At 35.8% G+C, this 22,144-nt stretch carries 19 protein-coding genes; 2 read left to right on the plus strand and 17 right to left on the minus strand.

Features of this window, described 5'->3' with window-relative positions:
- Positions 1-65 precede the first annotated feature (65 nt).
- The 13 genes from MHH96_RS00620 to MHH96_RS00680 form a co-directional block, all read right to left on the minus strand.
- On the minus strand, positions 66-1,097 hold the full coding sequence (locus MHH96_RS00620; RefSeq protein WP_047943926.1) for a zinc-binding dehydrogenase: 1,032 nt from the start codon (positions 1,095-1,097) through the stop codon (positions 66-68).
- Positions 1,098-2,150, minus strand: a complete 1,053-nt coding sequence (locus MHH96_RS00625; RefSeq protein WP_047943925.1) for a galactitol-1-phosphate 5-dehydrogenase — start codon at positions 2,148-2,150, stop codon at positions 1,098-1,100.
- Positions 2,151-2,245: 95 nt separating this feature from the next.
- The gene (locus MHH96_RS00630; protein ID WP_047943924.1) at positions 2,246-3,523 is read right to left on the minus strand and encodes a PTS galactitol transporter subunit IIC; all 1,278 of its coding nucleotides are present in this window, start codon (positions 3,521-3,523) and stop codon (positions 2,246-2,248) included.
- A 102-nt stretch (positions 3,524-3,625) separates the two neighbouring features.
- A complete protein-coding gene (locus MHH96_RS00635) occupies positions 3,626-3,907 on the minus strand; it encodes a PTS sugar transporter subunit IIB (RefSeq protein WP_047943943.1) in 282 nt (93 codons plus the stop codon).
- A gap of 46 nt (positions 3,908-3,953) precedes the next feature.
- Positions 3,954-4,253 carry a PTS sugar transporter subunit IIB gene (locus MHH96_RS00640; RefSeq protein WP_047943923.1) on the minus strand — a complete coding sequence of 100 codons (300 nt, stop codon included), beginning with the start codon at positions 4,251-4,253 and terminating at the stop codon, positions 3,954-3,956.
- A 15-nt stretch (positions 4,254-4,268) separates the two neighbouring features.
- Positions 4,269-4,736, minus strand: a complete 468-nt coding sequence (locus MHH96_RS00645) for a PTS sugar transporter subunit IIA (protein WP_047943922.1) — start codon at positions 4,734-4,736, stop codon at positions 4,269-4,271.
- A gap of 27 nt (positions 4,737-4,763) precedes the next feature.
- Positions 4,764-6,818 (minus strand): BglG family transcription antiterminator, encoded by a 2,055-nt coding sequence (locus MHH96_RS00650; RefSeq protein ID WP_328282798.1) that lies wholly within the window; start codon positions 6,816-6,818, stop codon positions 4,764-4,766.
- Positions 6,819-7,210: 392 nt separating this feature from the next.
- Entirely contained in the window at positions 7,211-9,226 is a 2,016-nt protein-coding gene (tkt, locus tag MHH96_RS00655) for a transketolase (protein WP_047943920.1), read from the minus strand.
- A gap of 75 nt (positions 9,227-9,301) precedes the next feature.
- Complete coding sequence (locus MHH96_RS00660) at positions 9,302-10,165, minus strand: 6-phosphofructokinase (protein ID WP_235844536.1); 864 nt, start codon at positions 10,163-10,165, stop codon at positions 9,302-9,304.
- Between the two features lie 237 nt (positions 10,166-10,402).
- The gene (gene rpiB / locus MHH96_RS00665; protein WP_047943918.1) at positions 10,403-10,849 is read right to left on the minus strand and encodes a ribose 5-phosphate isomerase B; all 447 of its coding nucleotides are present in this window, start codon (positions 10,847-10,849) and stop codon (positions 10,403-10,405) included.
- Positions 10,850-11,178: 329 nt separating this feature from the next.
- Positions 11,179-11,394 (minus strand): DUF3923 family protein, encoded by a 216-nt coding sequence (locus tag MHH96_RS00670; RefSeq protein ID WP_053215769.1) that lies wholly within the window; start codon positions 11,392-11,394, stop codon positions 11,179-11,181.
- 584 nt (positions 11,395-11,978) lie between these two features.
- Complete coding sequence (locus tag MHH96_RS00675; protein WP_047943916.1) at positions 11,979-12,818, minus strand: aldo/keto reductase; 840 nt, start codon at positions 12,816-12,818, stop codon at positions 11,979-11,981.
- Positions 12,815-13,999, minus strand: coding sequence for an MFS transporter (locus tag MHH96_RS00680; protein ID WP_047943942.1), 1,185 nt, complete (start codon positions 13,997-13,999; stop codon positions 12,815-12,817). The genes MHH96_RS00675 and MHH96_RS00680 overlap by 4 nt, the downstream gene beginning before the upstream one ends.
- A 197-nt stretch (positions 14,000-14,196) precedes the next feature.
- On the opposite strand from MHH96_RS00680, the gene MHH96_RS00685 reads away from it, so the two are divergent.
- Positions 14,197-14,559: a winged helix-turn-helix transcriptional regulator gene (locus tag MHH96_RS00685; RefSeq protein ID WP_047943915.1), complete on the plus strand. Its 363-nt coding sequence runs from the start codon at positions 14,197-14,199 to the stop codon at positions 14,557-14,559.
- Between the two features lie 566 nt (positions 14,560-15,125).
- On the opposite strand, the gene MHH96_RS00690 is transcribed toward MHH96_RS00685, so the two are convergent.
- The gene (locus tag MHH96_RS00690; RefSeq protein WP_047943941.1) at positions 15,126-16,547 is read right to left on the minus strand and encodes a S41 family peptidase; all 1,422 of its coding nucleotides are present in this window, start codon (positions 16,545-16,547) and stop codon (positions 15,126-15,128) included.
- A 154-nt stretch (positions 16,548-16,701) separates the two neighbouring features.
- Between MHH96_RS00690 and MHH96_RS00695 the strand changes: the two genes are divergently transcribed.
- Positions 16,702-17,529 (plus strand): manganese catalase family protein, encoded by an 828-nt coding sequence (locus MHH96_RS00695; RefSeq protein ID WP_061801328.1) that lies wholly within the window; start codon positions 16,702-16,704, stop codon positions 17,527-17,529.
- A 94-nt stretch (positions 17,530-17,623) separates the two neighbouring features.
- Here MHH96_RS00695 and MHH96_RS00700 read toward each other — a convergent pair whose 3' ends face one another.
- From MHH96_RS00700 to MHH96_RS00710, 3 genes are all read right to left on the minus strand, one after another.
- Positions 17,624-19,807: a heavy metal translocating P-type ATPase gene (locus tag MHH96_RS00700; RefSeq protein ID WP_047943914.1), complete on the minus strand. Its 2,184-nt coding sequence runs from the start codon at positions 19,805-19,807 to the stop codon at positions 17,624-17,626.
- Positions 19,808-20,077: 270 nt separating this feature from the next.
- Positions 20,078-20,416, minus strand: a complete 339-nt coding sequence (locus tag MHH96_RS00705; RefSeq protein WP_047943913.1) for an ArsR/SmtB family transcription factor — start codon at positions 20,414-20,416, stop codon at positions 20,078-20,080.
- Between the two features lie 216 nt (positions 20,417-20,632).
- Positions 20,633-22,033 (minus strand): murein hydrolase activator EnvC family protein, encoded by a 1,401-nt coding sequence (locus MHH96_RS00710; protein WP_047943912.1) that lies wholly within the window; start codon positions 22,031-22,033, stop codon positions 20,633-20,635.
- Between the last annotated feature and the right edge of the window lie 111 nt (positions 22,034-22,144).

Consider the following 22,144-nt stretch of genomic DNA (forward strand, 5'->3'; position numbering starts at 1 on the left):
TAAAGTAAATAGATAAAAATACCCCGCTTTATGATGTAAGTGGAGTATTCTTATCTGACAGCTGCTTAAGATTCAATTAAAACTTTTATCTCATCACCAGCCATTACTTTTTCAAAACCAGTGCGCCATTCAGCGAGTGATACGATCTTTGTAATCATTTTATCTGTATCGATTTTTCCATCCTCTAGTAATTTCAGGGCAATATCCCAAGAACTAGGTTTTTGAGAACGACAGCCGATATAGTTAATTTCGCGTTGAATAATGGACTCTTGATCGATTTCATTTGCTTTCTTTGCAAATAATCCTACTTGAACGAATGTTCCTTTTTTCTTTGTTAGTGCAAGACCTTGGTTTACAGCTGGAACCGCTCCCGAACAATCGAATACTTTATCCGCACCATAGCCATCCGTATATTGGTAAACCATTTCGTTCAAATCTTCTTGTAAAAGATCCACGACAACATCTATTCCTAATTCCTTTGCAAGATCTAATCGCTTTCTATCTTTTGTAATGCCAGCCAATATAACGAAGGCGCCTTGTGCTTTTACTACTTGACTTAATAACAATCCAATGGGACCAGGACCAAATACTAAAACAGTATCGTTTTCTGCAATCATTGTTTTTTCTAACGCAGCATGAACACAACAAGCTAATGGTTCTGTTAAAGCAGCTGCTTCTAAACTAACCTTTTCGTTTAATACATGTATGCTCTCTTCCCTAGCAATCACATATTCTGCCATACTACCATTTACTTGTGTACCAAGACCTGTTCTATTTGGACAAAGATTATAGTCCTTTTCTTGACAATAGATACATTCTCCGCAAGTTGTAAAGGTCGTTTCACTTGTTACTCGATCTCCGACTTTTACTCTTGTAACATCTTTGCCGACCTCCACTACTACACCAGAAAACTCATGTCCTAATACTACTGGAGTATTTTTACTATTGTATTCTCCTTTAAAGGTGTGAATATCTGATCCACAAATCCCTGTGTATGCAACTTTTATTTTTACTTTATCGTCATATGCAGAAGGCTCATCGATTTCGATTAGCTCCATTTCATCATAACCAGATTTTAATTTTGTTACAGCTTTCATTTAATTCTCACTCCCATTTGGTAAAATTAACACTTTTCCATAGTTCTCCTCACGATTAATAATTAGATTAAAAGCCGCTTGAGTATCTTCTAAAGAAAATCTATGAGAAATTAAATCTTTCAACTTAATTTGTCCCTTTTGTAAAAATGAAATGCTTTTTGTCCATTCTTCACCAGGGAAAGGAGCTGAATAGGAATTCCAAAACCCCTTTAAGGTTAACTCTCTTCTAAAAATATTTTCGAATGCTTTCTGTGATAAAGTTACATCAGAATATGCAATGCCTAAATATCCGATCTTTCCCTTCTTACGTGTAATCAATAAACATTGTTCTTGTGTAATTTTTGAACCTGCACATTCTAAAGCTATATCTACACCAAGGCCATTGGTATATTCTTCGATTTTTTGATATAAGTCTTCTTTTTTTGCATTAATAGTTTTTTCACAGCCAAATGCTCTTGCTTCTGCTAACTTTTCATCGGAAATATCAATAGCTATTATTTCTTTAACCCCGGCTATTTTTAACCACTGAATAACGAGCATACCAATTGTTCCTGCACCAAAAACTGCTACTACATCACCTAAATGCGGCTTAATATTTAATACTCCATGTAAAGCAACTGCCAGTGGTTCAATCATTGCTGCCTCTTCAAAATCCATTTCGCCAATTGATAAAATATTCTTAGCAGGAACATTACAATACTCTGCAAATCCTCCATAAGATTTTGAACCTATCATTCCATGATTTTCACACAATGAAAATTGTCCCTTTAGACAATATTCACATTCGTTACAAGGTATAAAAGGAATGACAACAACTCTTTCACCAACTTTCACATTTGTAACCTTAGATCCAATTTCAGTAACAATTCCTGAAAATTCATGTCCCATTATTGCTGGTAATGGATATTTCCAAACACTTGTCATTTTATGTGTATCAGATCCGCAGATACCAGCAGCCATTACTTTGACCTTAACTTCTGTAGCATTACAAGATTCTAACTCTATATCTTCATAAATTATTTTGTTTTCAGCGTGGAGAACTGCTGCTTTCATCGTTTAAACCTCCATTCATTATTTTCATTTCAAAATAAAAGCAGACGCACCAGCCTAATTGCTTAAATCATCTGCTTTTATTCATTAAGTTCTAATTATTTTCCAAACAAAAAGGCAACCGCTTCAGAGAATTTTAATATTAACCAGTTAAATAAGTTACCTCCTAGATCTAAACTAGAAATTTGGGTAGCACCCTCAGGTAAAGTAAATTGTGCACCAGAAATCATCTGAGTATGAACCTCCGCAAAATTAGTAGCCATATATAGTGATAACGCTACCATTACGATTCCAGCTAAAACAGAGTGAATGATATTTCCTTTACGAGATCCTACAACAAACGCAATATAAAATGGAATTGTCGCTAAATCACCAAATGGCAGCACTTTATTACCTGGTAAGATTACAGCTAAAAACAATGTAATTGGAACTAATATAAGTGCAGTTGCCATCACTGATGGATGTCCTACAGATACTGCAGCATCCAATCCTATATAAATCTCTCTATCACCATATCTCTTTTGCAAAAACGACCGTGCTGACTCTGAAATTGGTATTAAACCTTCCATTAAGATCTTAACCATACGCGGCATCAATAACATTACTGCTCCCATTGAAATACCTGTTTGTAATATTTTTCCGATATCATAACCAGCAAGTAATCCAATAAGTGCACCAAGGATTATTCCCATCATCATTGGTTCACCAAAAATTCCAAAACGCTTTTGAATGGTTTCAGGGTCTGCATTTAATTTATTTATTCCGGGAATTTTTGCGATAGCCCAGCCTACTAATATACCAATTGGTCCGAAAGCCGCTGTAGAACCAGTTGGTAATGAAATTCCATCAAGCCCATAAAATTTTTGAACCATAGGAGCCGTTTTATCAGCAACAAACAGTACTGCATATTGATAAATAATTGCACATAAAATTGCAAACCACCAACTATCTGTTACAATATAGCCAGTTGCACCAGCTGCAATAAAGTGCCAGTAGTTCCAAATATCAATATCCAAAGTTTTTGTCATCTTTGTTAATAAGAAAAAGATGTTTGCAAATAAACAAATCGGAATTAAAATTGCTGCAACAGGTGATGCCCAAGATAGAGCTGCTGCTGAAGGCCACCCTGTATCAATAACTGTTAGATTTAATCCAAAACGCTCAACCATCTGCTGTGCAGCTGGTCCAAGAGTACTAACAAGCAAATCAATAACTAAGTTAATCCCTACAAATCCAATCCCAATAGTTATTCCCGCTTTTAATGCCTTTTTAAAGCCTGTCTTAAATGCAAGACCCAATAGAATGATAGCAATAGGTAAAATTACAGTTGGTCCAAGATTTAGTACATACTGAACGCCATCTAATAGCTTTTGCATATTTTTCCCTCTTTTCTTTTGTTATATATTAGAATTAATTACTGTTTGTTGTTATATAACAACAAACAGTAATTTCACCCAAATTCACTTAACTTCTTTTCATTATTGCAAGTGATCAAGTATTTTTTTATCTAAACTTTCCATTCCAATTCCAGTGATATAAGCCGTAGCTATAATTGCTGGTATCTGATAAGTTGTAGGAAGAATAGTAGTTGAAACGATAATATCTGCCTCACTTTGTTTTGAAGCTACTTCTGCTATTTTACATTGAATAACTTCTGCATTAATATTGTTATCCTTCACCAAATTCTCCACTCGATTACAAACTACAGTTGAAGTTGCGATACCTGCTCCACATGCTACTAAAATTTTATATTTTTTCATTTTTAAAATCCCCTTCCATTCTTTTAACTTATTAATTGGCTTGTATTTAGATTGTTTTGTTTGTTTTTTCAAAATAACTTAGAATCTCTTTATCTAGTTTTTCTATACCTAACCCACTAATATAAGCAGTAGCACTGATTGCTGGGACTTTATATTTTGTCGGCAAGATAGTAGTTGATATAATTAAAAACGCATCATCTTGTAAAGATGCCACTTCTGCTATTTTACATTGAACAAGCTCTACCTTTAGATTTTCTCGTCTAAATAATTCTTCTAAATGATCTAAAACAACTGTTGATGTAGCAATCCCTGCACCACATGCCACAAGTACTATTGGCTTGTTCAATCTACTCACCACCTTTCATAAAATTTTAATGCTTTCAAATAATGCTGTTATATCAGATTTATCCTTTGCATGAATAAGCTTTTCAAGATGCTCTTCTACTTGGATGACTTGCATTAATTCCTGAAGAACTTCAATTTGGCTATGTGGCTGATTTAAGCCAAGCATTAATACAGCTTGCACCTCCGTTGTTTTTGTATTATCTTCCATTAAATGAAAGGATACTGGTTTTTCTAAAACAGAAACGGCGATAAATTGCTCCACTACATGTTCCGGATCTGTATGAGGGATAGCGATACTATAATTATTGACACTGAGCCCTGTTGGGAAGATCGATTCTCTCTCCTTAATTTTCGGTAGAAATGTTTCTTTTACAAACCCCTGCTTGTATGCCTTTTCGAACATTGCGTTGAAAAGCTCATCTTGATTTTCTACCTTTAATCCGACGTTTATTAAGCTTTCTTTAATAAATGAAGCAACTGCCATTTTAAACTCCTCCACTTTCACTTAACTTTAAGAATATTTTTTAATGATTTCATATATTTGATTGGAATCATTACTGTTTTTTAAATTGCTGATATCTTCTTCATTTTTCGATAAACTCATCAGCTGTCTTAATGCATAAAGATGTTTATGCTTATCTGTAGATGCCAGTACCACGATAAAATGCACGCAAATATTATCATTATATGGGATACCTTCTTCTATTTTTAATAAGCTCATGCCAACTTTATTTACACCATCTTCTGGACCTGCATGAGGAATGGCTATCACGTTTCTTAGTAAGATATGCTGGACCATTGTAGGATACTGTTTCACCATTTCTGCAATATAATTTTCTGTGATGCTGCCATTATTCAACAGCTTTTCTGCTGCAAGTTGGATTCCTTGCTGCCAACCTTCTATTCTTTTCACCACGGTAATCATGTCTGGTGCTAAGAGAGAGGAAAGGGATAAATCTGTCTTCGCTATTGATTCTTGTGAATCAATAGTTGTTGTAATAGAGAAATGTTCTTGTAAGGTACTGCGCAAAGACTCTTTATCTTTTATTGAAGCATATTTCTCAATTTTCCCCATTAACTGTTCAATGTTGATCACACTAGTATTTAAGTCAAATATTTCTCTTAATACTCGTTGTCTAAGCTGAACTTTTTCAAAATCTGTTAATATGCGATTAATGACAAATTGCTTTGTATCCGTTTGTAAAGGTACTGGTGAAAAAATAATATCCACTTGGTAATTAAGTTGTTGAAATTCCCGAATAGATAAAGCTTGATAAAAGTAAAATTCAGGGAATAACTCACGTAATGTGCTTTCCATTAGGCGTGATATAGATACACCATTTGGACAAACAACTACCGCTTTCTTCTTCTTCTGGATTGTTTCTCCTGAGCTGATTAAATGGCCGCCAATGAAGATGGTGATGAACATTAATTCGCTTTCTGGTATGGGACAGCCGATATATTCTTCTACAGGAGAAATCGAATCCTTTACAATAAAATGAATCGTTTCAAATTCTTCGCTTACTTTTTCCATCATCGTGTAATTCGTCGTTAAATTATATTTCATTCGATAATAAGCAGGCTTCATATGAAGAACCAATCTTTCAAGTAATGCCGCTTTATCTTTGAAGGTTATACACGCTTTATATTCAAAAGTATGAAGAAAGTGTTCCAAGGTCCTCGTCAGCTCTGGTATTTGATGATCAGCTAAAAACTGGGCTGATAATATCTTGGATGTAAGCAGCTGCAAGGTTAAAAACAGATGCTCTTCTTTCGGAATAGATTTCATGTCTTTAATTAAGATTTCTGCAGCAATAAATTCTTTCGTATCAGACAAGGCTCGATAATCAATATGGTAAAAATCTTGAATTACTTTCCCTTGTTGAATACGCTTTAGTATGACTGCTAAAATATATGGCAAAAGATTAATTCGTTCATCAATAAACTGAAGGTGTAAACTGCTTTCGACTTCTGCAAGTCTTTCTTTTATCGTTGTCAGATTGTCTTTTGATATATCAATAAACTTTTGAATATAAACTTCGCCATTATAAATCGATAAGATATTTTCCAATACTTCCACTAATAATTTTCGGACATCCCATTCCTTTCCTTTTAATTCATATCCTTTCATTCTTGAATAACTAACCTCAAGTTCGTATGGCTCAATCATTTGCTGAACATTTTTCATATCACGAAGGACCGTATTTTTACTTACACCTAATGCGGTAGTAAAATGCAGTAGGGAAAGCTCTTCACTGCTACTAATAATATACAATAGAATAAATTGAGCTCTTTCCGTTTCAGATGGAATGTAATGTTTATCTACTTGTTCGTCTGTCTTTTCAGCAAATAATTCCATAATGACTGGGCTAATAATGAATTTTCCACCATTTGTTCTTTTGATAGCTGGGTAATTATTCGATTCAAGCCAATCATTAATCTTCTGAAAACTGTAACTAACTTGCCTTCTAGATAACTGAAATTTTTTCTCTAGCTTTATGTTAGAAGTATCCGGATTGCTCAATACTTCCTTTAATAAGATATTACTTCTTTCGTCAAGATACATTATCTATCACCTCTTAACTTGATTTCATTGTAGCATGTAAAAATAAGATATTGTATCCGTTTTCATTTCCATTACTAGTTTGTGAATTGTGTCACTAAGTGATTAACTTGCACAAATCCCAATCTATTCTCCTTCTTTCCTAAAGACAAACTTGTTGCCAAGATTAATCTGATTATGTATGTACAGCATAAAGCATATTTCTTTATTGTGACTGTATTTAACTACTTTTGCTACTTAAACTAATGATAAAGTTGACACCGATTCCTAAGACAAAATTTAACTATTCTATTTTTTCTTTGGTGCCTACTTCTTTTTCTTTGTACAAAAAAGAAGCTAATAACCATCTCACATGGTTATTAGCTTCTGCCCTTTTCACCTAGAACTTTCGGATATTATTTTGCTTTTGCGATAGATGATTTTACTTTTGCTACAACATTCTCAACAGTAAATCCATACTCTTGGAATAGTTTATCTGCTGGAGCAGATGCCCCGAAATGATCAATTGTAATGTGCTCTCCTTTAGAACCGATGTATTCTCTCCAGCCTAGAGATGCACCAGCCTCAATTGCAACACGTGCTTGAACACTTTCTGGCAATACACTTTCTTTATATTCAGGAGATTGTTTTTCAAAACGATCCCAGCTTGGCATACTTACTACATTTACAGAAATTCCTTCTTCTGCTAAAGCTGCTTGTGCCTTGATTGCAAGAGATACTTCGGAACCAGATGCTAAGATTAAGGCCTGTGCAGCTTCTTTACCAGCTGCAACTGTATAAGCACCTTTTTTCACACCTTCATATGCTTCTGCTTTTGTTAAATCTAATGTTGGTAAGTTTTGACGAGTCAACACTAGGGCTGTTGGAGTATCTGTGCTTTCAATTGCCAGTTGCCATGCAGCAGCTGTTTCTTTGGCATCTGCTGGACGAATGATAGAAAGCCCTGGCATTGCACGTAAGGAAGCAAGTTGTTCAACAGGTTCATGTGTTGGACCATCTTCCCCAACTGCAATACTATCATGTGTAAATACATATGTTACTGGTAATTTCATTAATGCTGCTAAGCGGATTGCTGGGCGTAAATAATCAGAGAACACGAAGAATGTTGCGCCAAATACTTTTACTCCACCGTGCAGTGCTAATCCGTTTAATGCCGCACCCATTGCAAATTCACGTACACCAAACCAGATATTTCTGCCGGCATATCCATCGATGGCAAAGTTTTTCTCACTAGTCATTAATGTTTTGTTCGAACCAGCAAGGTCTGCAGAACCACCGAAGAAAGCAGGAACCGCACTAGCAATTGCTTGAATTGTTTTACCAGAAGAATCTCTTGTCGCCATAGAATCTCCAGCATTAAATTCAGGTAATTTTTCTTGTAAATCAGCAGGTAGTTCTCCTTTAATAGCTGTTTCTAATTGAGTAGCTAATTCTGGATATGCTACTTTATAATTTTCATAAAGCTCATTCCAAGCTTTCTCTTTTTCTGCACCTTCTTGTGCTAATGCCGCATAATGCTCCGATACTTCTGCTGGAACGTGGAATGCTTCTTCATATGCCCAACCATATGTTTGTTTTGCTAATTGTGTTTCAGAAGCTCCAAGTGGTGCACCATGTGATGCAGATTTTCCGCCTTTATTCGGAGAACCATAGCCAATAACTGTTTTCACTTCAATTAATGTCGGTACATCTGATTTTTTCGCTTGAGCAATTGCCGCTTGAATTTCAGCTAAGTCATTGCCATCTTCTACACGAATAACTTCCCATCCATATGCTTCAAAGCGCTTTTGAACACTTTCAGAGAAAGAGAGATTTAAATCACCATCTAAAGAAATATCATTGGAATCATATAATACTACTAGTCTTCCTAATTTTAAATGACCTGCAAGAGACGCTGCTTCTGCAGATACGCCTTCCATTAAATCACCATCACCGCAAATGCTGTACGTATAATGGTCAACAACTGGATAATTTTCTTTATTATAGGTTTCTGCAAGATGTCTTTCTGCCATTGCCATCCCAACAGCCATCGCAATACCTTGTCCTAATGGACCAGTAGTAGCTTCCACACCTGGTGTGTGTCCAAATTCTGGATGTCCTGGAGTTTTGCTTCCCCATTGACGGAAGTTCTTTAAGTCATCTACAGTAACACCGTAATTGAAAAGGTGCAGCAAGCTATATAGAAGCATAGAACCATGTCCAGCTGATAAAACGAAACGGTCACGGTTGAACCAGTTAGGATTAGCAGGATTATGATTCATTTCCTTAGCCCATAATGTATAAGCCATTGGCGCTGCCCCCATTGGCATTCCTGGGTGACCAGAATTAGATTTTTCAATTGCATCAATGGATAAAGTACGGATTGTGTTAATAGCTAATTGTTCGATATCTGTTTTTACTTGATTACTCATTTTCCTCATCCTTTTTTGATTTATTTAATGCTAACCCTAAATTAGTAAAAGAATTTATTCATTTTGGCTTAGCGTTTATTTAAATTGAATTCCATCCTTTTGAACGGTGAGTTCACCTGTTAAACAATTATTTTTTATCCATCGCAAGATTTCATCCGCAAGTTCATTTGCAAGGATTCGATCGATGGCTGTTGGGTTTACTCCCATACATAGTGCTTCGTCAATTTCTGTATATTTCCAATCTACCTCTAGCTTACTAATAACTGAATTTTCAATTACCTCTTGTAAAGCTTGGCTATATATTAGAACATTAGAAGTTTTAGTATATGTATAGCTTTTCTTTATCGCATCACATAAAGTGGTAATTTCTTCTTCCTCGTAATCTACTGCTAAATAGTTACCATCCACCGCAAGAGAGATATCCTGCAGCATATTAGTCGATGGGTTCCCCTCTATTGAAAAACCAAATAATCTTGGCTTATCATATTTAAGAGAATGAATGGTATCTTGCACCTTTAACACATTCTGAGTAATACTGTTAAGTGCGGTATCATATCCTAGAGTCCAATCATTTCCTTTAATATTATTGTAAATGGAAACTGGGACAAATAATGTACGCAGCGCTTCTTTATCGGCTATAGAAGTCTGCCATATTTCTTTTGCCTGCGCATCTCCCAATACAACAGTCATATCCATCGGAGCAAGTGTTTGTTCCCATTGATTATTTACTGGTGCAGCGCTTACCTTTAAGATAGTATGGCTTAAGTATGGTGAATCACTCACTTCTTTTATCTCCGTATAATTGACTTCACCGGACCCTCTATCTATTTCCATTCCAAATAGTTGATGCTTAGAAGATAACTCCTCATATAATCGATGAAGAATTTGCTTTACTCCCGAAGGCAAACAACCTAAGACAATTACACCAACCTTCAACACCTTACCCCCTAACCTTTACAAGCTATAAGTAACTAATAATATACAGAAAAAAAGTACATACTTTTTGAAGAAAAAGGACTAATTTTCCCTTTTCTTCTCCATGATATATTTTTCCAAAACCATTATAGCATACAACTTCCCAAGAATAAACCATACATATTTAGTATAACCTATTAATAGTACGTACAAGTTATAATATGTTTCATTTAACAAATTCGAGGTTAATTTGTCCTACTATTAACAATAATATGATTCTAATTCTTTAATTCCACTGATACGCTTTTCATGTCTGCCGCCTAGAAATTCTGCATTTAACCAGGTATCTACTATTAGACACGCTAATCCTTCCCCAGTCACTCTTTCTCCTAAACAAAGGATATTACTATCATTATGCTCTCTTGTTGCCTTTGCTGAGAAGACATCACCAACAACCGCTGCACGAATTCCAGTGATTTTATTGGCAGCAATACTCATGCCTATTCCTGTTCCACAGCATAAAATACCTAGTTGGTTTTCACCATTCACAATTGATTCACCAACACTTTTTGCATAATCCGGAAAATCCACACTTTCTCTACTATAGCAACCAAAATCTTCTACTTCCATCCCCGCATTATGAAGATGGGCTTTTACTGCTTCCTTTAACTGATATCCACCATGATCACTGGCTATTGCAATTTTCATAAACTCATCCTTTCTAGATAAGATGGTTCTATTTCAGATGTATTCTAACATAAAAACTACTATTTGTATTCGGTTGCATGTGAAAACTTTATTAATTTTCAGCCACAAACTAATGGGAATAAGATCTATACCTAAACAATTCCCAGATCATATAGAAATTTGTGTGATAACATACTTTAGTCAACCCAATGTATTTAGTAATATTTAAAAACAAACAAAGAACGATGAATTTTAAAATTCTCTCGTTCTTTGTTTGGATGTTTTCTTGTGAACTAAATATATTAGTTTACAAGAAAGCATTACAGTTATTTATTCATAGGATAGCTGAACTAGGAATGTCTTGTTCTTTTACGAATAAAATAAAACCAGATTAATTGGACTATAAGGATAAATACAAATGGAACAGCCAAAATTATAAATGTAATAATTCTGATTTCAGGAGTTTGCACAGCCCCCGATCCATCTATTTGCCTTGTTGCGATGATAATCGATAGTATTGAAAAAACGACTACCCAAAAAACATTTGCAATCCACCAGAGTTTCACCTTTTTTCTCCTTCCTCCATTACTATTTTCTGCACAAATTGTATTACGGTAATTCGAGAGAAAGGTTACATTTTTTTTAGATTCCCACCATGATTTTAAAATATAAGTAATTGATATAATGACTTATTAGCTGTTATTATACTAATTTGGTTGCGAATTTATTTGTATGAATAAGACGAACAATCTCTAATTTAGTGGTGAAACCAATTCATTCCATTACACTACAGACACTCCGTTTTTAAAGATTATTTGTTTTTCAGCAAACTAAAATTACTAGGAAAAAACAGAGCAGCCTGAATACACGTAGACTCCTATGGGAGCTGCGAGAAAGTCCATGACCCCGCAGGAACGTAGTGACGACGAGGAGGCTTGGCGCTCGCCCCATGGAAAGCGAAGTGTATTCAGGCTGCGGGTGATTACCTCAAACCTTCTTTCCTAAATTTAATTAACCCCCGAACAATTATACGAATATTTTTTAGTGTGTACGTATAATTGTTCGGGGCTATATTTGATTGAAATACTTATGACCCACCCTTTTGTACTACTTCTATTTGTTTCTTTTCAGAAATGGGATTAACGCTCCATTAAAAATCGAAATTATCTGGATCAGGACCAACTCGTTGATCCAGATTTAAGGCATCAATTTGTTCCATTTCGTCTTTTGATAATGTGAAATCAAAAACATTTCCATTTTCGATAATACGGTGCTCTTTAACGGATTTAGGAATCGTAATAATACCATTTTGCAAGTCCCAACGAATAATTACTTGTGCAACAGATTTCTGATGTCTTGCAGCTATTTCCACTAATTCCGGCTGATCGAATAATTGTCCTTGCATTAACGGAGACCATGCTTCCACTTGTATTCCTTTCTCTTGGCAATATGCTATTAACTCTTTTTGTGTAAGCCTTGGATGCAATTCGATTTGATTAATCATTGGTTTCACTTCCGCATCTTTCATCAAGTCTTCTAAATGATGGATTTGAAAATTACTTACTCCAATTGCTTTAACCCTGCCTTGTTTATATAGTGTTTCTAAAGCTCTCCATGCGTCTTTATATTTTCCTTCTTTTGGCCAGTGAATAAGATATAAATCTAAATAATCGAGTCCGAGCTTTTCTAAACTTACTTCATATGCCTTTATTGTTTCTTCATATCCTAAATCGTCTGTCCATACTTTTGAAGTAATAAATAAATCATCTCTTGTAATGCCTGCTTCTTTCATGCCTTTCTTTATTCCTTCGCCAACCCCTGCTTCATTAGCATAAATAGCCGCTGTATCAATACTACGGTAGCCATTCTTAATTGCAGAGCTTACAGCATCCACAAGCACTTGCCCTTCCTCCACTTTAAATACACCTAATCCTAGCCAAGGCATTTTGATTCCGTTTGTTAGTTGAACTGTATCTTGTAAGTTTTTCATCGTGAAATAACTCCTTTTTTCAATGAATTTTTTTCTAAAATTAAGCTGAAACCAGTTAGGAGAATAGCGGCAATAACCATGATTCCGCCTACCCACGAAGTATGGATAAGCCCTAGTGAATTGGTCACTATCCCTCCCAAGTAAGAACCGATTGCTATTCCTGCGTTAAAAGCTGCAATATTTACAGCAGAGGCTACATCTACTGCACTTGGTACATAACGTTCTGCGAGCATTACTACATAAACTTGCAGCCCCGGAACATTCATAAATGCTAATAAGCCCATAAAAAGAATACTTATTAAGCCAATTACCTTAAATGGAAGGGTAAAGGACAAAACAAATAGGATAATAGCTTGGATAATAAACATAAAAAATAATGCCCGAAGCGGGTTTTTGTTTGATAACTTGCCGCCAATCATATTACCAATGGCAATTGCTACACCATACAATAGTAAAATTCCTGCTACTGTATTTTGCTGAAAGCCTGTTACTTCATGCAGTAATGGAGAAAGATACGTGAAAACCACAAATGTTCCTCCATAGCCTAATGCTGTAATAAAAAAAAGCATTAGTAGTCGTAGGTTTGTAACTAACTGCAACTGATCTTTAAAGGTTGCACGGCCACCTTTCGATAAGTTATTTGGCACAAGCAAACTATTGGCGATAAACGCAATGATTCCAATAATAACAATGGTGATAAATGCTAATCTCCAGCCAAAGTGCTGACCGATAAATGTCCCAAAGGGAACACCTGTTACAGTGGCAACCGTTAATCCGGAGAACATGATAGAGATAGCACTTGCTCTTTTTTCTTTCGCTACTAGATCTGCTGCAATCGTGGAACCAATCGACATAAATATACCGTGAGCAAAAGCTGATACAATACGTGCAATCAGTAAAATAGTGATATTGGGAGCAAATGCAGCCATACTATTACCAATAATAAAAACAATCATGATCCCCAATAATAAAGATTTTCGTGAAATATTAGAGGTAATAGCTGTCAAAACAGGTGCTCCAAATGTAACGCCTAGTGCATAAATAGAAACAGTTAATCCTGCTGTTGTAATCCCTACCCGAAAGTCATCGGCAATCAAAGGTAATAATCCAACGCTTATGAATTCAGTAGTACCAATAGCAAAAGCACTAACAGCCAAGGCTATTAACGCAAATGTATTCATATTTTGCTTCAACTTCCTTTTCCTCCTCTTACATATATCGCTAACCACTAGTGGTATTTTTTGTAGTTTTGCATTTTAACCGGCTAGTGTTATTATGAATCATATAAGATAAATAGAAAAGTACGTACTTTTTTGTAATGTAGGAACCTAAAGGTAATATAGGTACAAAAAAGTTCCTATAAAAAATGGAGGATATTATGGAAAATAAAAAATACAATATATCAGTTGAAGCCACTTTGGAAGTAATCGGCGGTAAATGGAAGTGTGTAATTTTGTGCCACTTAACACATGGCAAAAAAAGAACAAGTGAATTAAAACGCTTAATGCCAAATATTACGCAAAAAATGCTTACACAGCAATTAAGGGAATTGGAAGAAGACGGTGTTATCAATCGTATAATCTATCAACAAATACCACCAAAAGTAGAATATGAATTAAGTGACTATGGAAAAAGTTTAGAGCCCATTTTAAATGCTCTTTGTGAATGGGGAGATACTCATATCACAAAAATATACGGAGATAAGAACTTAATGCTGGAAGATAGTGTGTTAAATAAATAAAACATTATTGAGACTGGGGACAAAACAAAATATAAAATGAGTAAAAATGAACATCCTCTAACTTAGTAGGAAAACCATTTTTTCCATTGCGCTGCAACCACTCTATGCGCCGGAGAGCAAGTTTTAGAACGCTGTATTCTTTAGGTGAAGAAGACAGGCTATTTCTTTATTATTTTGGTCAGCATGAGGGGGTTTTGCACTTTTTCTTCTGGGAGCGGGCACAGCTAATGTTCCTCTGTTACTTTTTTGCTCTGCTCCTCTTCCTTTTTGGCACAGAGCACGTTCCTCTGTTACTTCTTCCATTTATCTATGTAAAATACTTACTTCTTTCAAATTTTCTTCTTTCCTCTTTATTATGAACCTACTTTTTCATCATGCACAATGCAGTGATAAAGAAGTTCAAGCGCAGCCCCATGGAAAGCGAAGCATATTCAGCCTGCGGGTGATTTCCACAACTCTTCTTTCTTTAAATTAAATAACCCGAACAATTATCCGAAAAACCTAATAGTATCTTAAGGATAATTGCTCGGGTTTATCTGGTTGAATTCTTTGTGCCCTACGTTTTATTAATGAACTAAATAGCGGATAGCTGTTTGTAATTGAATATCGTTTTCGTCCTTTTGTTTTTCTATCCTAACTGCTTCCTCCATCTTTGCAGCTGTTTTTCCATCTATCACACCAGTAACCTCCAGTGCATTTTTGCTTTGAAATGCTCTTACAGCTACTTCTGTTTGCGGACTATAATAGCCATCTTGCCTATCTGTTGTGAATCCTAAGCTTGTTAAAATTTCTTGTGCATATTGGACCTGTTCATCATTATCCTCAGGCTTAAGTGAATCTACAATCTGCAATGGGTGGGTATGATATAAGTCCGTTTGCTCGACTTCGATAGTGGGCTTTATTCCTTGTCTATGAATCCAATTTCCATCAGGAGTAAGCCATTTAGAAACCGTTAGTTTGATTTCACTGCCATCATCCATTAATATAGGCTGTTGGACGGTTCCTTTTCCAAATGAATTTTCGCCAATTAGCGGATATCCAGCTCCCTCTTTTAAGGCAGCAGCTAAAATTTCGGACGCCGATGCACTTCCATTATCAATCAATACTACAACTGGATATTCCTTTTGTTTCTTCAAATCAGAATAAAACTGTTCACGATCTCCATTTCGATTCTCTACTTGCACATAAGGTTTTTTATTTGTTAAAAATTGTTCTACGATCGCATTTACACTTGTTAGCAAGCCACCAGGATTACCACGTACATCTAAAATTAGACTTGAAATACCATTTTTCTCTAATTTGCTTAATTCCTTTTCAAACTCACTTGCTGTATCTTTAGAAAATGATGTAATTTCTATATAACCAATCTTTTCTCCACCGTCTTTTATGATATTAGAATAAACCGTGATTTGAGGCACTTCATCGCGGACAATTTCCAATTTTAATGGTTTATCGACTGTTGCTCGCTTTATTTCTAATTCTACCTTTGATCCTTTTTCCCCTCTGATTTGGCTGATAACGTCATTAAGATCTTTTCCTTCTACGTTTTCTCCATTTACTGAAATTATTTGATCTTGAGGTTTAATACCTGCTTTTTCTGCTGGAGACCCTTTTATTGGTGACACAATGATCATTTTATCTTCTTCTATACTAATTTCTGCACCAATTCCTTCAAAAGAAGAATCAAGAGCTTGTTCAAATTGCTTTGCGGCTTCTTGATCCATGTAAACAGAGTATGGATCCTCCAATGTAGCCAGCATCCCTCTTATTGCACCATCTTCTAACTTTTGCTTGTCTACATTTTCCACATAGTTTTGCAAGATTATTTGATAGGCTTTATCCAATTTATCAAGCGAACCAGCCTCCATTGATTGATTATTTAATTGTTCCTCCTGTCTTTTTTCCAACACGTTTATTCCTATATATGTCATTCCTGATCCTGCTAATAAGGAGCCTGCCATATAAATAGCCAACCACTTCCGATTCATTGCAATCGTCCCTTCTTCTGCCACGATGTATTTATCCTTTTTTTATGTATATGAAGGGCTCGGACAACTTATGATTGAAACTATTTTTCAAACTGGACACGTACCTATAAAGAAAGCATGCATAGTATATAAAGAATTATGAGGAGGGGAACCAATGTTTTTTCACATCAAAGAGCTGGCCTATGAAGCAAAACCTGAGAGGCCGGATCCCGTTTTCGCTAAAAATTTACAGGAACTAATCGGTGGACAATTTGGAGAAATGTCGGTCATGAATCAATATTTATTCCAAGCTTGGGGAACAAGAAAAAATGATAAATATCGTGATTTATTATTAGATACTGGAACAGAAGAAATTGGCCATATTGAATTACTATCAACCATGGTAGCAAGGTTATTAGATGATGCCCCCGTTACCGAGCTTGAAACAGCAGCTGCAAGTAATCCCGCAATGGCGGCTATTATTGGTGGAACTAATCCACAGCATGCGATCGTTTCAGGACTTGCCGCAATGCCAAAGGATAGCGTAGGTGTACCTTGGAATGGAGGATATGTGGCTGCAAGCGGAAATCTACTCGCTGATATGCGCGCAAATTTAAATGCAGAATCGCAAGGCAGGCTCCAAGCAGTCCGGTTGTTTGAGCAGACCGATGATCGAGGCATTAAAGATATGTTATCGTATTTAATTGCACGGGACACGATGCATCAAAACCAATGGCTTGCCGCTATTTACGAATTAGAGCAACAAGAAGGCGTAGTTGTACCAAACACTTTCCCTAGAAAATTAGAAAAGACAGAAGTATCTTATCTCTTTCTTAATCATTCAATGGGAGATGAAAGCAGTAAGGGGAGATGGGCATCGGGACCAAGCATGGATGGTATGGGAACATTCCAATATGTCCGAGATGTACCACCATTTGGCTCTGCACCTAAATTAAAGCCTGCTCCTCCAGCTGAACATAATACTCCTCCTAATGTTAAATAGGGGTCAATTTCATTCAAATAAAAACGGAGCGAGTGGTCAGTATACTAGCTCCGTTTTTTCTTTGGAAATGAGTCCCCTCTCGGAAATTCTCTCTTTATAACCCTTTCACATGCAATACTCTCATTGCATTAATAACGGCAAGAACAGTAACACCTACATCAGAGAAAACTGCTTCCCACATCGTTGCAATCCCAAATGCGCCTAGTAGTAAAAAGATTGCTTTAACTCCTAAAGCAAATATTATGTTCTGCCACACGATTCGGCGGGTCCGTTTTGCAACAGACAGTGCTGTTGCTATTTTAGAAGGCTCATCTGTCATAAGGACGATATCTGCTGCCTCTATTGCTGCATCAGCACCTAAACCTCCCATTGCCATTCCCACATCTGCTCTTGCCAGAACAGGTGTATCATTTATGCCGTCTCCAATAAAGAGAATTTTTTCCTTTGCTTGCTTATGTTGATCAAGCTTTTCGATTTCTTCTACTTTGTGCTGTGGCAATAATTCTGCATGAACTTCATCTATTTTTAAAAGAGCCCCAATCTTAGAGCCAACCTTTTGAGCATCACCAGTTAACATCACCGTTTTCTTAATTCCTTGTTCTTTTAGTAGTTGGATGGCTTTCTCTGCATCCTCTTTTATCTGATCAGAAATAACAATAGAACCGATGAATTCTTGATTTGCTGCCACATAAATAACTGTTCCGACTTCTTCGTTTGGTAAATAGCTGATATTTTCTTTTATCATCAGTTTTTGATTACCTGCTAACACTTTTTTTCCATCTAGCTCTACCATAATTCCATGACCCGATAATTCTTGATATTCTCCTATGCGTTCCTCCATGATCTGTCCCTGATATGCTTTGCGAATGGATTCAGCAATTGGATGATTAGAATGCACTTCTGCATATGCTGCATATTCCAGCACTTCTTTTTCTGCAAATCTAGGTGCTGGGTGAATGGAATCTACTTCAAATACTCCTTTTGTTAAAGTACCAGTTTTATCAAAAACAACATACTTCACATCATTTAAAGCTTCTAAATAATTGCTTCCTTTTACTAAAATTCCTTTTTTAGATGCTGCGCCAATTCCACCAAAGAATCCTAATGGAATAGAAACAACAAGCGCACAAGGACAAGAGATAACAAGAAAGACAAGGGCCCGATACAGCCAGTCTGAGAAAGTAGCACCACTTATTAAGAGTGGTGGTACGATAGCTAATAATGCAGCTGTTATTACTACTACTGGTGTATAATATCTTGCAAATTTAGTAATAAAATTTTCAGTAGGAGCTTTGCGGTTACTGGCATTTTGAACAAGCTCCAGTATTTTCGTAACAGTTGATTCTCCAAAGTCCTTTGTTACTTCGATTGTTAATACACCCTGATTATTAATATAACCACTAAGCACCTCATTGCCGATTTCTATATCTCGCGGAATGGACTCTCCTGTTAAAGCGGATGTATCGACAGAAGAGCTTCCTTCTATCACTCGCCCATCAAGCGGAATTTTCTCTCCAGGCTTTACGATAATAATATCTCCGATGTTCACTTGCTCTGGAGATAGCTTCTTCAGTTCAGAGCCAACTTTTACATTGGCATAGTCTGGTCGTATATCCATTAAGCTAGTAATCGATTTTCTAGAACGATTGACAGCTATCCCCTGAAATAACTCGCCTATTTGATAAAAAAGCATAACAGCTACTCCTTCAGGATATTCCTGAATAGCAAAAGCTCCTAATGTAGCGATAGACATAAGAAAATGCTCATCAAATACTTGCCCACGTAAAATATTTTTTATCGCTCTAAATAAAATGTCTCCTCCAACAATTAAATAGGCCAAAAAGAAAAGAGCAAATTCCGATATTCCGTTTAAAGGAGCAAAAAATCCAATTGCTGCAACAATCGTTCCAGCTGCTAATCTTCCAATTAATCTCTTTGTATTCTCTGTACCATGGTCATGGTCATGCTCATGACCATGAGCGTGATCGTGATCGTGGTGAAGCGGATGATCAGGAGATGGAGAAGTAGCTTTTTTCCTCTTTTCTACCATCTTTACATGTGGCTCTAGTCTTGTGATTGTTTTTTCTGCTTTTGCTAAAATACTCTTTTCTTCTATTTCATCGACCTGTAAATGTAATGTTTGTGTAGCAAAGTTAACCGTGCATTCTCTGACTCCATTAATGGATGCTATTCCATTTTCTATTTTCATTGCACAATTTGCACAGTCCAAGCCTTCTAATATAAATTCTTTTTTCCGCAGCTGCTTCTCTTCCTCCATTCCTTTCCCTTCTTTCCTTTAATTTTGATCTATTATATACAATTACTTCTACTTTTAATATATGCACAAATATTCATATACTCATATTTATATTATATGAATAGTCTAATAAAAGTGTCAATCCATTTTCAGATTTTTTGTATAAAAAATACCATTAAAATTTAGAGTAAAAACACTTTAATCAGAAATGGCTATAAAAAAACTGTAGAATTCATCTATCTATTATAGAAGCTTCTACAGTCCTCTACAGTCCATCTAATTGGTATTTTTTTAATGATGTCTTGCGTGATCAATCATTTGTTTTAACACGCCCATTACATGCTCATCATCACATGAATAAATCATAGTAGTTCCTTCGCGTTTATATTTAACTAAACGCAAATTCTTTAGAAAGCGAAGCTGATGAGAAACCGTGGATTGAAGCATACTTAGGCTTTCTGCTATTTCATTAACTGAATGTTGTTTTTTTGATAATAGATGGAGAATTTTTATTCTGGTAGGGTCTGATAATGCTTTAAATGTTTGAGAAACAATAAATAATGTTTCTTCATCCAATTCAAACTTATTTATGGAACTCATTGATTCCTTTTTCTCATTAAATTCGCTCATCTCTATTCTTACCCCTTTATTATTACAAACCTTTCCATCTATTATAGCATAGAAATGATTGCTTTCTGTAGTAACATGATTCTTGCTAAAATCGGTTCTAACAACAAAAAACAATGGCGTTCATTTAAAATGAACGCCATAAAGTCAGGTTTCGGAGAACAAAGAGATTAGGTTTAACTCTCCTTATTTCGGATAAACTAATACTATACTATTCTATTACAATGGAACAATTCCAACTGGGTTAATAGCATTGGATTTCGCTTGATTCCAAGGCCCTTTATGCAATTCGAAATGTAAATGCTGACCAGTAGAATCACCTGTATTACCCATTGTACCGATTTGTTGTCCTTTAGAAACGACATCACCTGCATTTACTAAACGGCTGCCTTCTCTCATATGTGCATACACTGTTGTGTATTGTTGACCATTAATATAATGACTAATAAAAATAACTTGTCCATAACTGCTTGAAGGATATGATCTAATAACTACTCCATCAGCAGCTGCGTATATTGGAACTGTTCCAGTCGCTGCAATATCAACACCTGCATGGAAAGTCCCCCAGCGATGACCTAGCCCTGAAGATAAATATCCTCCACCTGCTGGACGGGTAAAGCTACCAGATGATACAGAAGTTTTTGGCTTGGATGCAGGAGAATTGCTTCCGCTATTAGATGAAGCAGTTGTTTTTGAAGCTGCTTGAGAAGTAGCTTTTGTATTATTAGCCGCTTGCTTTTGTGCTGCAGCTCTTTCAGCCGCTGCCTTTGCTTCTGCTGCTTTTCGTTGTTTTTCTGCTTCTGCTGCTTGTCTTGCTAATTCAGCTTGTCTTTCCTTCTCTAACTTGATTGCTTTTTCCATCGCCACTTGTTGATCCTTCAATAGCTGTTCTTCCTCTTCTAAAGAGAGCATTTCTGCATGAACATGATTTTCTTCTTTTTCCAATTGAGCCATTAATTTATCTTTTTCTTTTTTCTCTGCGTTCAATTGAGAACTCAGTGATTCAAGATCAGCAAGCATGGTTTCAAGTGCATTTAATTTTGACTTTAGCTCAGCTTTGGATTGTTCCAATAACTTTTTATCTGCTTCTTGTTCTTTAATGATTGTTTGATCAGCTTCTACGATTGTTGCTACTGCACCAACTCTATCAATAAAATCACTGATGCTTTGTGAACCCATTAACACATCTAGGTAATTAACCATACCACCTGTTTGTTGATAAGATCTTGCACGTTCCTTCAATAATTCATTTCTTTTTTCAATTCTTGCTGTTACTTCTTCAATTTGCTTCTCTAATTTTTTTACTTCTTCTTTCGTAGTGGAAATTTGTTCTTTTTTCTCTGTAATTTTGACTTGTGTACTAGAGATAGAAGTATTTATTCTTTTAATCTCTGTTTCTACTGAATCTTGTTTAGAATGGATATCATCTAATTTATTGGATGAATCATCTAGTTTTTTCTTTACGTTACTATGCTTATTTTCAATATTACTTTTTTCCTTATTCAATTCACTGAGTGAACCTTGGGCAGATACTGGTGATGCCGTAATAGATGTATAAGCGATCATACTACTTACACTTAGTGTAGATACAAGTGTTAATTTTGCTAGTTTCTTTTTCATTTAGTACAAGCTCCTCCCCCGTATACCAATCGTAAAGTTGGTAAACCTGATGCTTTCTCTCTTTTTTATTACTTAATCCCCAAGTCTAAACAATAGCCAACAAATCTTTAG

It is taken from the genome of Niallia sp. FSL K6-0212, assembly GCF_038007605.1.
Taxonomy (GTDB): domain Bacteria; phylum Bacillota; class Bacilli; order Bacillales; family Cytobacillaceae; genus Niallia; species Niallia circulans.